Here is a 13,328-nt window from a genome sequence, read left to right as displayed (position 1 = left end):
TCTTCATACAGAATTGGTATAAGCGATCGCTTACACATCATAAATACGACTCAATCCTAGTTTACGACTCGTAAACTAACTTTTGCGACTCGTAAACTAACTTTTGCGACTCGTAAACCAGCTTTTGCAACTCGTAAACCAGCTTTTGCAACTCGTAAACCAACTTTTGCGACTTGTAAACCAGCTTTTGTTACTCGTAAACCAGCTTTTGCGACTCATAAACCAGCTTTTCTCAATAAATTTCCGCAAATATACCTGCATCTATCTAGTTGGCTAATGCCATCCAATTGTTTCAAAATTCTGTAACTTCACTGTCGCTCTTATATCTGCCAGTTGCGTATCTTAAAGATATATAAATAACTCAGTGTACATAACTATCAAGGTTATTTATAAATTAATCTAAACAGGAAAATTATATGACGCAACGGAAACGAAACTCCACCGCACTGACCAAGGCTGAACGACGGATTGAAGGAATGGAGACAATTAATCGTCAGTTAGACTTTAATAATGGGTTTTCAATTGCTATTTACAACACTAAAGTCATTGATTTGCGAGAAAAGCTAGCAGCCTATAATCAAGCACAAACAATAGTAGATAAGACACACAATGCATTAATAGAAGCAGAACGTGAATTGAATACTTATTCTGAGCAAATGCTGCTGAATGTTGCATCTCACTATGGCAAAAATAGTGATGAATATGAGATGGCTGGTGGAACCCGTAGGTCAATCCGTAAAAAAGCACGTCCAGTAGGAAACCAAACAGTGATATCTGTGAAGTGATTGTTTGGACTCGTCGTTTCTCTATACAAAGGTGCGTTGTCGCAAACGGCAACGCAGCATGATTCTACCGCTTTACTTCTCTAGAGATTTTTCACATCCTAAAATTGAATGCTGAGAGCGATCGCAAATGGGCTAAAAGTATTGTCAAACCCCAAATTAGACTTAATTGTAGGTTGGGTTGAGGAACGAAACCCAACATCTACTTTAGTTTATTAGATTGCCCTTCACTCATTTCTTAACTTACATCTCAACAGAAATAAATTGACGGTATCCTTTATACCAATACTTTGGTATAAAAAGCGAAATTCAACCATCATAAAATTAACACAATGCAATATCGCCGAGCCACAATCGAAGGTGGCACTTACTTTTTTACACTTGTAACATATAAAAGACAAAGACTATTATGCTTACCTACTAACGTATCTTTATTAAGAAATGTTTTTCGGTATGTAATGCATCAACACCCATTTATAATTGATGCCTTTGTTTTATTACCCGATCATCTGCACTGTATTTGGACATTGCCACAGGGCGATCGCAATTTTTCTACTCGTTGGCGTTTGATTAAAAGCTATTTTAGTCGCCAGTGCATTACTTCATCACAGGAAAACCTATCTAATTCTAGGCAAAATAAAAAAGAGCGAGGTATTTGGCAGCGTCGTTTTTGGGAACACTTGATTAGAGACGAGGTAGATTTTAAAAATCACCTTGAATATATTCACTACAATCCTGTCAAACATGGTTTAGTGAAAGCTCCAAAAGATTGGGAATATTCCAGCTTTCATCGTTCTGTTCGTCAGGGTACGTATGATATTACGTGGGGTGCTGGTCAAGCAACTGTATTTGACTCTGATATTGGTAAAGAGTAGGTATCACCTAAATTGTAGGTTGGGTTAAACGAAGTGAAACCCAACATCAGCGTTGGGTGTTGTGATGGGTAATGTTGGGTTTCGTTCCTCAACCCAACCTACGAATTACTTTTAAATATCGCAAAATTAATTGAGTCGAACAACTGTTCGGTTTTGCAAGCTACCAAGCTATCCGACTCGGTTTTATATTCGGAGGTTGTCGCCTTCCTCGCTGGTTCAGGTCTGGACTCCCTGGTGTATGCTCGATAAATTCCCACTTATCAACTCTGACTTTGGGGAGTACTCACGCCACAGCCACCGCTACCACGCGAAAACCCATATTGTTGTTACGAGTCGCGCGCGCGTAACTAAAGCGAACGGCAGAACGGCAGAACCCGGCATCGTTGACCCCGCTACCGCCACGCAGCAACTTTATGTTATTATCTTTACCAGTTAGCCACGCACTACCATCTTCTGGCGCACCCTGGTAGTTGTCATTATATACATCTTTACACCATTCCAATACATTACCATGCATATCGTATAAACCGAAAGAGTTAGGCGGAAATTTTCCTACATTTGTTGTTTGGTCACGATATTGGCCCTTTGGTGCAGAGCCGTAAGGATAGTTCCCGTTGTAGTTAACTAAATCTGTGGTAATCGTTTCACCAAAATAAAACGGTGTAGTTGTCCCAGCACGGCAAGCATATTCCCATTCTGCTTCACTAGGTAGTCGATAGGTTTTTCCTGTTTTATTGCTCAACTTTTTACAAAATTCTACTGCATCATCCCAACTCACGCTTTCTACAGGTTGTTTCTCACCTTTAAAGTTGGAAGGATTACTACCCATAATTACTTGATATTGCGCCTGGGTGATTTCATATTTACCCATGAAGAACCCAGGTACTTTTACCTGATGCTGTGGACTTTCATCTTTATATATTTCTGCTTTTCCTTCCGGTGAACCCATCATAAAGGTTCCCCCTGGTATCTGCACCATTTCCAGGGTGACACGATTCCCTAAATCTTCAACAAAGTGTTTTGCTTTACCGATACTGCTACTGCCCTTGGTGATGTTTACCTGCGGATTTTCTGCCGTCGTATTAGTGTCACTTTTGCTAGTATCACCAGATGTCCAAAAACGTGGTATTGCAATTGTAAAACCTAACCCAGCAACTGCAAACCCAGTAGTTTGAATTACACGTCGTCGTGACCAGTTAGGCAATATTAGTTTTTTTAATGGCGTTGAAGGTGTTGAAATAGTAGATGTTGCAAATTGTCCCGCATCAGAAGTTTGAGTATTAGTAACAGGGGATGGTGAGGTTGATTTGGGAGTTGGAATTTGAGGAGGTTTACTTATAGGTGTATTTGTGACTGACTTAGATGCTTGTGGAATTGTTTGCTGAGGTAAATCAGGAATTGCAGAACTATTTCGCAACCCTTCAATTCTTTGTAAACTTTTCACCGCCTCCATATCTTGCCCTGAAGCCGCAGCTAATACCCGAATCCATAATTGCTCTGCTAAATCTAAATTCCTGTTCACTTCTGCTTGGTAAGCATCATTTTTCAACGTGGCAATATCTGCTAGAGTTGCATATCGTGGCACAAGTATTAGGTGAGATTTATTCACAGGTTCAGCAATAAGATAAGGTGTTTGCCTTGTATTCTTATGCTGACGAACCAGTTCAGGCACACGAAACTTGAGATACTGATCCAATCGTTCAACAGTAGCGCATTTACCTTGAATTCCTAACCCTTCTAGTAATGCCCTGGTAAAAGCACCTTGTTGTAAAGCCTCAATTTCATAAGAATACTGCTGTGGACTACAAGAAAAAATGCTAATAACTCCTTGTTGACGTGCTTCTTCTGCGGTTTGTCGCCCAATGCCTTCGCCAGCACGAGTACCTAGACTACGACAAGCATCCAGAATTAGAACAACATTATCAGCACCGCAGCGACGTAGGCGTTCAGCAACGAAGTTAATCGGAATTGCGGTTTCTTCAATGTCTGCTGGATTGCTATCACAGGGCATGAGATAATCACGGTCAGCGTGTCTTATACCATGCCCACTGAAGAAAAACCAGAAATTATCCCCTGCTTCCATGAAGGGTTTATTGAATAATTCTAAGAAAACTTGACGCAAATTTGCGCGATTTGGGCGAGTTGATTTTCCGCTAACATCAGGGGAGTCATCAGAGAAGAAATATATCCGCTCAAATCCGGCTTCCTTGCCCAGAAACTCTTGCATTAACAGGGCATCCCGCTTGGCATAGTTTAGCGGTTGCAGATAATCATACTGGTTAATACCAATTGCGATCGCCCAATTTTTTGCCATCTCACTGTACTTCTTGGCGCTTAAACTTCAGCTTAATCGCTCCTTTACTCCCAGCTTTAACACCACTGCCAATTAATTTAACTTCCCCATCTGCACTAATTTCTACCGATAGCTCAATTTCATCTAGCTGAATTTTGGAGTTGACTTTTGCTTGCTGTTCGGCTTGACTAAACAAACTTCCCACCAGTTTGAGAAAGTGAGTCATATTTTGCTCTAATGTTTGAGCGCTAACCTTAACGGCATCTCCTACCCCTTTGCTACCAGTACTATCCTTAATAATTTCGTCTCCCCAACTACCTGTATTAGTACTCCCGCCTTTAGCACCATCAGGAATGGATATTTGCGGCGTTTCATCCGTTACAATCCAAATGCGATCGTCTTGGGGTGTTTCTGACATATTACTTTAAATATTTACATTAAATTTTCTCACAAATCTAGATACAACACTAGACATAGCGATTCCGATTACTAGGAAATCTCATGGAATATCTCTATCGCAACTCTCCCAACTCTACGAACCTCCGCGCTTCCCTAGACAAGAGACGCGATGAATCGCCGTCTCTACAATAATCAGCGATTTATGGCGTTTTTGTGATGATACCAAAAACATAACCCCTCTCCGCCACCGGAAAGGGGTTAATCATTGCCGAAACCACTATCTTGTAGAGACGCGATTCATCGCGTCTTTATTCATCGCGTCTCGATTCATCGAATCTCTAATAAGCGTCTTGCAACTCGTAGAAATCAGGCGAGATGTAATCCTTCCGCAAAGGCCAACCCACCCAATCTTCCGGCATCAAAAGGCGCTTGAGATTTGGGTGTCCTTCGTAGATAATGCCGTACATATCGTAAGACTCGCGCTCTTGCCAATCTGCGGTTTTCCAAATCCAGTACACAGAAGGGACTACAGGATTTTCCCGTGGTAAGAACACCTTCACTCGGACTTCTTCAGGGCGATCGCTATTATCACCGACTTTAACCAAGTGATACACACTCACCAATTCCTGTCCCGGTCCAAGGTCAATACCACCTTGAAACTGAAGATAATTAAACCCATAAGCATATAGGGCTGTAGCGGTGGGGAGCAAGAAATCTGGCTCCACCTTAATTATCTCTACCCCATTCTTGTCTGGTGTCAAAAACTCATGACCAAAGCCATTTTCTGTCAACCACTGGGAAACTTTACCCGCTTGCACCAATGACTCTTCTTTAGCAGCTGGTACTGGTTTAGATTCTTCTTCAGCCACGGGTTTGTTCCTCCTTTTGTGCCTTTGCTGTCAGCAGTGCAGGTGGTACTGGCATACCGATCGCTTCTGCCAATTCTTTCGGTGGTGTAAAGCGAGTTTCAGACTGCAAATACTTACCAGTTAAGATTTCTGCTACTGGCTTGAGGTTATGAGCCGTGCTGTAATAGCGGTGAGTTTGCTTAATTTTGTCCCGCTCTTGCATCGAATCATTGGAAATTTTCTTCCGTAGCTTAATAATCGCGTCGATAATTGCTTCTGGACGAGGAGGACAACCAGGCAAGTAGACATCCACAGGAATCAGTTTATCAACTCCGCGCACTGCCGTGGGAGAGTCAACACTGAACATCCCGCCAGTAATTGTGCAAGCACCCATTGCGATGACATACTTCGGCTCTGGCATTTGTTCATAAAGACGCACCAATTGAGGTGCCATCTTCATGGTAATTGTCCCTGCCGTAATAATTAAATCGGCTTGGCGGGGGCTAGAACGAGGAATTAGCCCAAAACGGTCAAAATCAAATCGTGAGCCAATTAAAGCTGCAAATTCAATAAAGCAGCAAGCAGTACCAAACAGCAACGGCCACAAACTAGAAAGCCGCGCCCAGTTGTAGAGGTCATCAACCGTCGTCAAAATCACATTTTCTGAAAGGTCTTGAGTGATTGTGGGACGCTCAATCGGGTTAATGATTCGCTCTTTGTCCTGGGTTGTTAAGTTAGAATTCAAGACCATTCCAAAGCTCCTTTACGCCATGCGTAAACTAAAGCGACTACAAGAATTGCAATAAAGACTAGCGCTTCAATAAATGCTAGTAGCCCCAAACGGTGGAAAGCTACAGCCCAAGGATACAAGAATACAGTCTCTACATCAAAGACTACGAAGACCAGAGCAAACATGTAGTAGCGGATATTGAACTGAATCCAGGCTCCCCCGATGGGTTCCATGCCAGATTCATAAGTGGTGTGCCGTTCTGGGCTGTAACCACTGGGTCGTAGAAGCTTGGATGCTGAGAGCGCTAAGGCAGGAACTAGGCTACAGACGATGAAGAAGCCTAGAAGGTACTCGTAACCGCTGAGGACAAACACAATGAGTATCTACCGCTTATGGAGTATTTTAAGTGAGGAGTGGGGAGTGGGGAGTGGGGAGTGGGGACTAGGGACTGGGTACTGGGTACTGGGTAGTGGGAAATCCTTTTGAATTTCCAATCCCTTATCCTTAATACCAAATTCTTTATTTTTAATTCCCAGTTCCCAATCCCTAGTCCCTAATCCCTCAACTGCGTTACTTTCTTTTACATTATATCTGTTTGATTTTTCTGAAATCTAGGAAACAGATGCACTTCACGTATTTGATTCCTTTTTAGTATTGATAGAAAAGTCTAACAATTATGTCATAATTTTTAACGTATATTTAATATTTCTTCTCTGGGAGGCCTTAGCCATGAGCGAACCAGCTGTTGAGACTCCAGTGTTAGACCGCTATGAGTGTCGCGCCTGCGGTTATATTTACGAACCTGAGAAGGGAGACGACAAACATAATATTGCTTCAGGCACACTCTTTACAGAACTGCCTATAAATTGGCGTTGCCCAGTTTGTACTGCAAAGAAAACCGCTTTTGCTAACATCGGTCCTGCTGGTAGTGCATCGGGCTTCAAAGCAAATCTCGGTTACGGTTTGGGTGTCAACAAGATGACCCCAGGGCAAAAGAATATCCTAATTTTTGGTGCTTTAGCTCTTGCCTTTTTGTTTTTTATCAGTCTCTACGGCTTACAATAAGACCCGCTTGAGGGTGCTGAGTTCTGAATTCTCAAGTCTGTAGAACGACAATAGCCTTTAAGGTAAAGCTTTTAGAGAACCCTTACACAAATTTAGAAACAACTAAGAGATACTGATGCATTCAATTGTAAAAAGTTGGCAAAGAATAGTTGCCTCGTTGCTCATAGTCCTCATGTGTATAGGTTGTAGCAAAGTCCCCACTGTCAGCTACAACCCTTGGAAAATCATTTCTGTGCCAACAGATGCGAAATTGCTAGATATTGGTTTTACTGCTAATCCTCAGCATGGTTATTTAGTAGGTAGCAATGCCACCCTATTAGAAACCAATGACGCAGGTGATACTTGGAAACCAATAGCATTGCAATTAGATGAGCAAAAGTATCGCTTTAACTCAGTCAGTTTTGTCGGTAAAGAAGGCTGGATTGCCGGAGAACCTGGATTTTTAATCCATACAACTGATGAAGGTGCTTCTTGGTCACGAATTCCCTTGAGCGAAAAGCTACCTGGTAATCCAATCAAAATTAAAGCCCTAGCAGACAACACAGCTGAGTTAGCGACTGATGTTGGAGCCATCTATAAGACCACAGATGGCGGCAAAAACTGGAAAGCTCAAGTCGAATCAGCAGTTGGTGTAGTCCGTAACTTGGAACGTTCTGCTGATGGTAAATATGTTGCCGTTTCCGCTAAGGGTAGTTTCTACTCAACTTGGGAACCAGGGCAAGATGCTTGGGTACCCCATAACCGCAATAGTTCTCGACGGGTAGAAAACATGGGCTTTGCTGACAATGGGCAATTGTGGTTGCTAGCTAGGGGAGGTCAAATTCAGTTTAGTGACGAGACTAAACCTGAGGAGTGGCAAAAAGCACTATATCCAGAATTCTCCGCCAGTTGGGGTTTACTGGATTTGGCATACCGCACACCTAATGAAATTTGGATAGGTGGCGGTAGCGGGAATTTGCTACGCAGTGCCGATGGTGGTAAAACCTGGGAAAAAGATCGTCAGGTGGAAGAAGTTGCAGCTAATTTATACAAGATTGTTTTCTTGGAACCAAATCGCGGATTTGTCATTGGCGATCGCGGCATTTTGCTCAAATATCTGCCAAACCCAGAAGCTGCTTAGTTAAGGGACTGGGGACTGGGGACTAGGGAAGAGTTTTCCCTCCAATCCTCAGTAACCAATCCCCAGTACCCAATCCCCAATTTCTGAGAACGAACGTTGCAACTTGTAACTCTTTCTAAACTTTGTAGGATAATAAACTCTATACATTCTTTGTGAAGGTAGGGATATAGATGTCAGGTACCACTGGAGAACGTCCGTTTTCGGACATCATTACCAGCGTTCGTTACTGGGTAATTCATAGCATCACCATCCCGGCATTATTCATTGCTGGTTGGTTATTTGTCAGCACCGGCCTGGCTTATGATGCTTTTGGCACACCCCGCCCTAACGAGTATTTCACACCAGCGCGGCAGGAAGTGCCAATTGTGAACAACCGTTTTGAAGCGAAAAAGCAAGTTGAACAATTTATCGGAAAGTAATTTGAGATCATGAGTAGCGGCAATAACATCAATCAACCAGTTACCTATCCAATTTTTACTGTTAGATGGCTGGCAGTTCATACCTTAGGTGTGCCAACTGTGTTCTTTTTAGGCGCGATCGCCGCAATGCAATTTATTCAACGTTAGGAGCAATTCATGGAAAGATCGCCCAATCCCAATAATCAACCGGTTGAACTAAACCGGACTTCGCTATACCTGGGACTACTACTAGTTTTTGTTCTAGGGATTCTTTTTTCCAGTTACTTCTTTAACTAACTGGCATTACTGTTGTTAATCTTTTTTTATTGAACGTGTGTTGATTTTTTGTTAAGGGAGGAGAGAAGCTGTGTCTGAAAGTGGGAGAATTCCCCTGTGGGTCGTCGCTACGGTCGCAGGATTAGGTATAATTACAGTCTTGGGCATTTTCTTTTATGGTGCCTACGCCGGAATCGGTTCTTCAATGTAATACTAGTACCGCAAGGCAGAATTCCATATTCCATATTCAAAATGAATACAGCGTAAGCATTTCATTAGTTTGGAATGGGTGGTTTATTTAAGCCGTGTTGTACTAGTTTGAACCGAATACTATAAGTTTGAATTTTCTAGCATTTCTTGAGAATTCAAAGAAAAAAAACCGCCTGTCTTCATCAGATAGGCGGTATTAATTTTGGTCATTAGTCTTTTGTCATTTGCAAATGACTAATGACTAATAACTAATGACCAATGACTATATCAGCTAATATCGTCGCTTTCAATGTACAAAAATAGAAATGCGAAGGTGATAGCTGGTAAAACCCAACCAATGATGGGAACGAAGATAGAAGGCAAAAAGGAAGCTGCCATAGTAAAGGTTCCTGTTTAATGACACTACGATTCAAAATGAGCTTACTGCAAATCCTGCCTAATTTTTGAAATTCTTTCATATTTTTAACACAGCCGATTTTGGGATGTGGCGACAGAGAGATACGGTGAAAATTGGACGCGCCAAGAGTATTTAAGAATTTCTTTGCGTCCTCCACCTCCCCTTCATCCATTACATACCTAATAGCTCATCTAGCTCTAAGCTTGGTAAATCTGGAGGAATGACAGTTCGCACTATTGTGACTTTGTGGCTCTCCTGTTGGGTTGTTGGATCGAGAGCGATCGCTTCCAGGCGAATTTCCAAGCACCCAAAGGGAATATTTAATTGGGTCATCACTTCCAACCCTCCCAAGGTATTAGGTAGTAAATTTGTCAGTATATGGGGACCATCTAATAACCAACGAGTTTGATAATCTTCAACCCATAACTTAATAACAACTTGTCGGGGTACTTCAGGCACTACTACGCGCACTATCACTGACTTACCAGCTATTAGCTCGCCTTCTGGGACATGCAACTGTGGAATTGGCAAAGGCTCAATGGCTACCGTATTTATAGTTAGGGGAAGGTATAAATCTGATAGAGCTTCCTCCTCTTCTTCAAAGGCATAACTCTTTGTTATATCTGATTCGAGTTCACTATATGTATCATCTACAACAACTTCTTGCGTCAACCAAGCTGACGCTATATTTCTTTTTATTGGAGGAGGAGGTGGTGGTATTTGTGATACAAGAGGCGGTGAAAATATTGGTTCTTCTAATACTATTTCTACTTCCGTATCTTCCTCTATAACCAAGTCCACTTTTTTTACTGTATCTGTGTCTTCCAGTATTTCCATATTAGTATCTAAGCTTAATAGCAAGTTGACATCAACAACATCAACATCACTATTGGGAGTTTCTGGACTCACAGAAAGCGGCGTCTGCTCGGCTAGAACATAATTATCGTAGTCTTGGGTATCGTAATCTTGGGGTTGCACCTCATTTATGGGTTCAGGTAAAGAGTATCCTTGGCTTTGCATCCACCTCCTGAGCAAGGGAGATGAGTAAAGGTTTGTTTTAATAAATTCTGGAATTGGCTGGGCTATTACTTGAGCAACAGGTTCTTCTTGGAACTCTAGATTTGGCTGGGGTGCTACTTCAACAGTAGATTCTTCTTGGAACTCTAGATTTGGCTGGGGTGCTACTTCAACAGTAGATTCTTCTTGGAACTCTAGATTTGGCTGGGGTGCTACTTCAACAGTAGATTCTTCGTGGAATTCTAGATTTGGCTGGGGTGCTACTTCAACAACAGATTCTTCGTGGAGTTCTAGATTTGATTGAGTTGCTACTGCATCTGTATTTTTATTTTCAGTGAGAATTGTGTCTAATTCGGGTAAGTCCTCAGCTACCTGAATTTCCAATGTATCTGGAGTGTTCTCTTTTACTTCCTTTGCATCACTTGGTAAAGCTTGTAATCTCCTCAAGTAGGGAAAAATAGTGTCAAGTATTGGTATTCGACGTTGCCTGATAACTAACTGCTCCAAGTTGATGGCAGCTATAACAGCATCCTTTTCTAGAGGCTGGTTGTTTGTAGGCGATTCGGCAACGACATCTGTAGGAATGTTTGGATCAATTTGAATTGGAGGCAGTTTTGGCAATTGAGGTGAATTAGCTGAATTCTTCAGATGAGATGTTCGCAGAGTAGTTTCTCGCAGAACTTGCAGGTTAATTTGTGGTGGTAGCGGTGTGTTTGGAGATGGATTGACTAACGCAGATTGGTCAGTTTTTGAAACTTTGACCAGATTGAATAGTTTTAAATCGAGCTTAACAGTTGCCTCTGGTTCTATCAAATCAGCAGACGATGCCGATGGTGCTACGGGATCATTTGATGATGTATTTGGTTTTGCTGCGGCTCTGATTGCCAGTAATTCTGTTACGTCTGCTGTAATGGTGAAGGACTGACTGGCTAACTGTATAACTTCACTAGTATTAGTGAACCTACCATACAAACTGATATCTGCCAAAATTAACTTCGATTCACAGTCAGCAGGAATATCAATTGAGGTATTAATTTTGAAGGGCAGCTCTTGATTTGGTAAAGGTTGGCGTATGTGGGTGAAGATTTGTGACTCTAAGGGCGATCGCAGTTCAATTTCTAATTCAAGTTCATCCAGGGTTTTTGGGGATAATATTTCATCTAGTTCTGAATTCGTCTTTTCTTTGAGTTCTACCTGTCCATTAATTGTTACAGCTTCTCCCCAACGAGCAATGTAAGTATCCCGATCTAAACTTAGTAATAATAATGGTGCTTGTGTTCCTAGAGAATCTATAACCTTTTCATCTTTAGACAACGGTTCAGAGGCGGGTAAAGCTAATTCTATTAAATTTTGTAAAATCTGTTCTGCGCTTTCACCTTTGAGCCAAACAGGACTAACAGGCGGATCGATCGCTGCATCTTCTTCTTTGGTTTTATCTGCCACAACACTTGTATCAGGGCTGCTATAAGTAGCAATTGGCAGTTCTGTGGCAATGGCGATCGCTGTATCTAGCGTTTCCACGTAGTCTAATTTAGTGGGTATTGGGTATGGAGCATTGGGCATTGGGGATTGAGTATTAGTTATACTTTCTTCAGCTACTTCCGATACTTCAGCTACTTCCGATACTTCGGCTACTCCCAATACTTCCGATACTTCAGCTACTTCGACTACTTCCGATACTTCAGCTACTTCGACTACTTCTGATACTTCAGCTACTTCAGCTACTTCGACTACTTCTGATACTTCATCTGGTTCCTCTACTTCCCCTGGTTCCCCTACTCCCCTCTCTAGCAAGACTTGGAGTTGGACGCTGTATTGCCAAGATTTACCGAGTAGCTCCGACATCAAATCGCCCGAACAGCGCAATTCCCAAACTCCTGCCTCGAAGTCAGTAAAAGGAATTACCGCCATTAAGCCTTCTGCATTCGTGCGACGTGAGCGCTTGAAAATTCGTCGCTTTGGTGGAACTTCCCCCTTAGAAAGGTGAGTGACGCGCACTTCCACATCTGTATTTTGAAAGCTAGAACGAGCCAAAACTCTATACTGCCCTTCCAAAATTTCTAAATTTGGCGATTCCAGGACATGCCACGAGCGATCGCCTTGTTTCTGTATCAGAAATTGCCAGTGTTCCATTATAAGTGATGCCCAGACCGACAAGCTGCCCAGTAATATTGTGTATTAGCTTGCTTGCAAGTTTAGCTCAGTAATTTGTAATTGCATCAACAAAATAGCTATCAACTTAACTTAGTTTCATATACTTAAATTTTGCCAAAGTCAACGCTTTGAAATAAGCCTTCAGTTCTTTCAAGGGGACTCTAACAATCTGGTTTTTCAACTCCGATCTCTCTGACTTGAAAGTGCTGAGTGCTGTACATGGATAGCGGGGCGTTTAGCCCGTCCTGAGTGCTGAGTAAAAATACCAGTCTCCAGTTATTCTTTCATTCTTGGGTGTGAAACTTGTTTCATCGGGACTGACTTGAAAGTGACGCTCGCAGACTGGCTAACGCTTCTCTACGATACGTTAAGGGTAGCTTCCCCGTAGGTACGCTAACGCTGCAAGCCCCAGTTCTGACTTGTCGGTTATGCCTATGCGGTTTCAAAGTAATTTATCTAACCACTACAGACGCAGAGTAAAGACATTATGGAGATTTTGTGCAATATAAAATTTGCTATACTTGTCACAGGCGAAAACTAAGCGCAACAATTAAAGCTTGAAAAACAGTACAAAACTTTTAACAGTAGCGCATCTGTTCTCAGACCGTTGAGAAGTCCAAAAACTTTCTTTAATAGTGCCTAATTACTGAGATTTAAAGTAGCAAAGTCTCTCCAAATCTCACTCAAAGATAATTCACAACTATGGTAAGCTTTATGCCAGGTTAAGTATGTAGACTGGTAAGGGAGCTAAGTTTTAGGGGTTT

At 42.0% G+C, this 13,328-nt stretch carries 15 protein-coding genes; 8 read left to right on the top strand and 7 right to left on the bottom strand.

From position 1 onward, the window contains the following. Positions 1-416: 416 nt before the first annotated feature. A complete protein-coding gene (locus ACFG4S_RS09705; RefSeq protein ID WP_392534595.1) occupies positions 417-785 on the top strand; it encodes a hypothetical protein in 369 nt (122 codons plus the stop codon). 329 nt (positions 786-1,114) lie between these two features. Then, positions 1,115-1,657, top strand: a complete 543-nt coding sequence (locus ACFG4S_RS09700) for a transposase (RefSeq protein WP_392534594.1) — start codon at positions 1,115-1,117, stop codon at positions 1,655-1,657. A gap of 283 nt (positions 1,658-1,940) precedes the next feature. Here the strand turns inward: ACFG4S_RS09700 and ACFG4S_RS09695 are convergent, their stop codons facing one another. From ACFG4S_RS09695 to ndhC, 5 genes are all read right to left on the bottom strand, one after another. Further along, positions 1,941-3,971, bottom strand: a complete 2,031-nt coding sequence (locus tag ACFG4S_RS09695; RefSeq protein WP_392534593.1) for an SUMF1/EgtB/PvdO family nonheme iron enzyme — start codon at positions 3,969-3,971, stop codon at positions 1,941-1,943. A 1-nt stretch (position 3,972) separates the two neighbouring features. Next, positions 3,973-4,368 (bottom strand): hypothetical protein, encoded by a 396-nt coding sequence (locus ACFG4S_RS09690; protein WP_392534592.1) that lies wholly within the window; start codon positions 4,366-4,368, stop codon positions 3,973-3,975. 319 nt (positions 4,369-4,687) lie between these two features. Further along, the gene (locus ACFG4S_RS09685; protein WP_392534591.1) at positions 4,688-5,218 is read right to left on the bottom strand and encodes an NAD(P)H-quinone oxidoreductase subunit J; all 531 of its coding nucleotides are present in this window, start codon (positions 5,216-5,218) and stop codon (positions 4,688-4,690) included. Further along, positions 5,211-5,948 (bottom strand): photosynthetic/respiratory NAD(P)H-quinone oxidoreductase subunit K, encoded by a 738-nt coding sequence (gene ndhK, locus ACFG4S_RS09680; RefSeq protein WP_392534590.1) that lies wholly within the window; start codon positions 5,946-5,948, stop codon positions 5,211-5,213. Before ndhK ends, ACFG4S_RS09685 begins: the two co-directional genes overlap by 8 nt. Beyond that, a complete protein-coding gene (ndhC, locus tag ACFG4S_RS09675; protein ID WP_100899269.1) occupies positions 5,939-6,301 on the bottom strand; it encodes a photosynthetic/respiratory NAD(P)H-quinone oxidoreductase subunit C in 363 nt (120 codons plus the stop codon). The genes ndhK and ndhC overlap by 10 nt, the downstream gene beginning before the upstream one ends. A 355-nt stretch (positions 6,302-6,656) precedes the next feature. Between ndhC and ACFG4S_RS09670 the strand changes: the two genes are divergently transcribed. From ACFG4S_RS09670 to ACFG4S_RS09645, 6 genes are all read left to right on the top strand, one after another. Continuing rightward, entirely contained in the window at positions 6,657-6,992 is a 336-nt protein-coding gene (locus ACFG4S_RS09670) for a rubredoxin (protein ID WP_392534589.1), read from the top strand. Between the two features lie 115 nt (positions 6,993-7,107). After that, positions 7,108-8,112, top strand: coding sequence for a photosynthesis system II assembly factor Ycf48 (locus ACFG4S_RS09665; RefSeq protein WP_392534588.1), 1,005 nt, complete (start codon positions 7,108-7,110; stop codon positions 8,110-8,112). A 170-nt stretch (positions 8,113-8,282) separates the two neighbouring features. After that, on the top strand, positions 8,283-8,531 hold the full coding sequence (psbE, locus tag ACFG4S_RS09660) for a cytochrome b559 subunit alpha (protein WP_392534587.1): 249 nt from the start codon (positions 8,283-8,285) through the stop codon (positions 8,529-8,531). 9 nt (positions 8,532-8,540) lie between these two features. Then, positions 8,541-8,678: a cytochrome b559 subunit beta gene (gene psbF, locus ACFG4S_RS09655; protein ID WP_334717164.1), complete on the top strand. Its 138-nt coding sequence runs from the start codon at positions 8,541-8,543 to the stop codon at positions 8,676-8,678. Between the two features lie 9 nt (positions 8,679-8,687). Beyond that, positions 8,688-8,807: a photosystem II reaction center protein L gene (locus tag ACFG4S_RS09650; RefSeq protein WP_015209609.1), complete on the top strand. Its 120-nt coding sequence runs from the start codon at positions 8,688-8,690 to the stop codon at positions 8,805-8,807. Positions 8,808-8,877: 70 nt separating this feature from the next. Beyond that, positions 8,878-8,997, top strand: a complete 120-nt coding sequence (locus tag ACFG4S_RS09645) for a photosystem II reaction center protein J (RefSeq protein WP_392534586.1) — start codon at positions 8,878-8,880, stop codon at positions 8,995-8,997. Positions 8,998-9,263: 266 nt separating this feature from the next. Here the strand turns inward: ACFG4S_RS09645 and ACFG4S_RS09640 are convergent, their stop codons facing one another. Further along, on the bottom strand, positions 9,264-9,374 hold the full coding sequence (locus tag ACFG4S_RS09640) for a photosystem I reaction center subunit VIII (RefSeq protein WP_084227157.1): 111 nt from the start codon (positions 9,372-9,374) through the stop codon (positions 9,264-9,266). A 190-nt stretch (positions 9,375-9,564) separates the two neighbouring features. Then, positions 9,565-12,543, bottom strand: coding sequence for a hypothetical protein (locus ACFG4S_RS09635; protein ID WP_392534585.1), 2,979 nt, complete (start codon positions 12,541-12,543; stop codon positions 9,565-9,567). Positions 12,544-13,328: the final 785 nt, after the last annotated feature.

The sequence above is a fragment of the Nostoc sp. C117 genome, from assembly GCF_043099735.1.
Classification (GTDB): Bacteria; Cyanobacteriota; Cyanobacteriia; order Cyanobacteriales; family Nostocaceae; genus Nostoc.
The sequence above is the reverse complement of the archived record's forward strand: the minus strand, read 5'-3'. Positions and strand labels throughout refer to the sequence as shown.

What these genes read in the sequence shown, in the direction of transcription:
- ACFG4S_RS09690 (WP_392534592.1), bottom strand. Translation starts at nt 4,368, where the DNA reads ATGTCAGAAACACCCCAAGACGATCGCATTTGGATTGTAACGGATGAA.
- ACFG4S_RS09695 (WP_392534593.1), bottom strand. Translation starts at nt 3,971, where the DNA reads ATGGCAAAAAATTGGGCGATCGCAATTGGTATTAACCAGTATGATTAT.
- ACFG4S_RS09640 (WP_084227157.1), bottom strand. Translation starts at nt 9,374, where the DNA reads ATGGCAGCTTCCTTTTTGCCTTCTATCTTCGTTCCCATCATTGGTTGG.
- ACFG4S_RS09670 (WP_392534589.1), top strand. Translation starts at nt 6,657, where the DNA reads ATGAGCGAACCAGCTGTTGAGACTCCAGTGTTAGACCGCTATGAGTGT.
- ACFG4S_RS09700 (WP_392534594.1), top strand. Translation starts at nt 1,115, where the DNA reads ATGCAATATCGCCGAGCCACAATCGAAGGTGGCACTTACTTTTTTACA.
- psbF (WP_334717164.1), top strand. Translation starts at nt 8,541, where the DNA reads ATGAGTAGCGGCAATAACATCAATCAACCAGTTACCTATCCAATTTTT.
- ACFG4S_RS09635 (WP_392534585.1), bottom strand. Translation starts at nt 12,543, where the DNA reads ATGGAACACTGGCAATTTCTGATACAGAAACAAGGCGATCGCTCGTGG.
- ACFG4S_RS09665 (WP_392534588.1), top strand. Translation starts at nt 7,108, where the DNA reads ATGCATTCAATTGTAAAAAGTTGGCAAAGAATAGTTGCCTCGTTGCTC.
- ACFG4S_RS09705 (WP_392534595.1), top strand. Translation starts at nt 417, where the DNA reads ATGACGCAACGGAAACGAAACTCCACCGCACTGACCAAGGCTGAACGA.
- ACFG4S_RS09650 (WP_015209609.1), top strand. Translation starts at nt 8,688, where the DNA reads ATGGAAAGATCGCCCAATCCCAATAATCAACCGGTTGAACTAAACCGG.
- psbE (WP_392534587.1), top strand. Translation starts at nt 8,283, where the DNA reads ATGTCAGGTACCACTGGAGAACGTCCGTTTTCGGACATCATTACCAGC.
- ndhK (WP_392534590.1), bottom strand. Translation starts at nt 5,948, where the DNA reads ATGGTCTTGAATTCTAACTTAACAACCCAGGACAAAGAGCGAATCATT.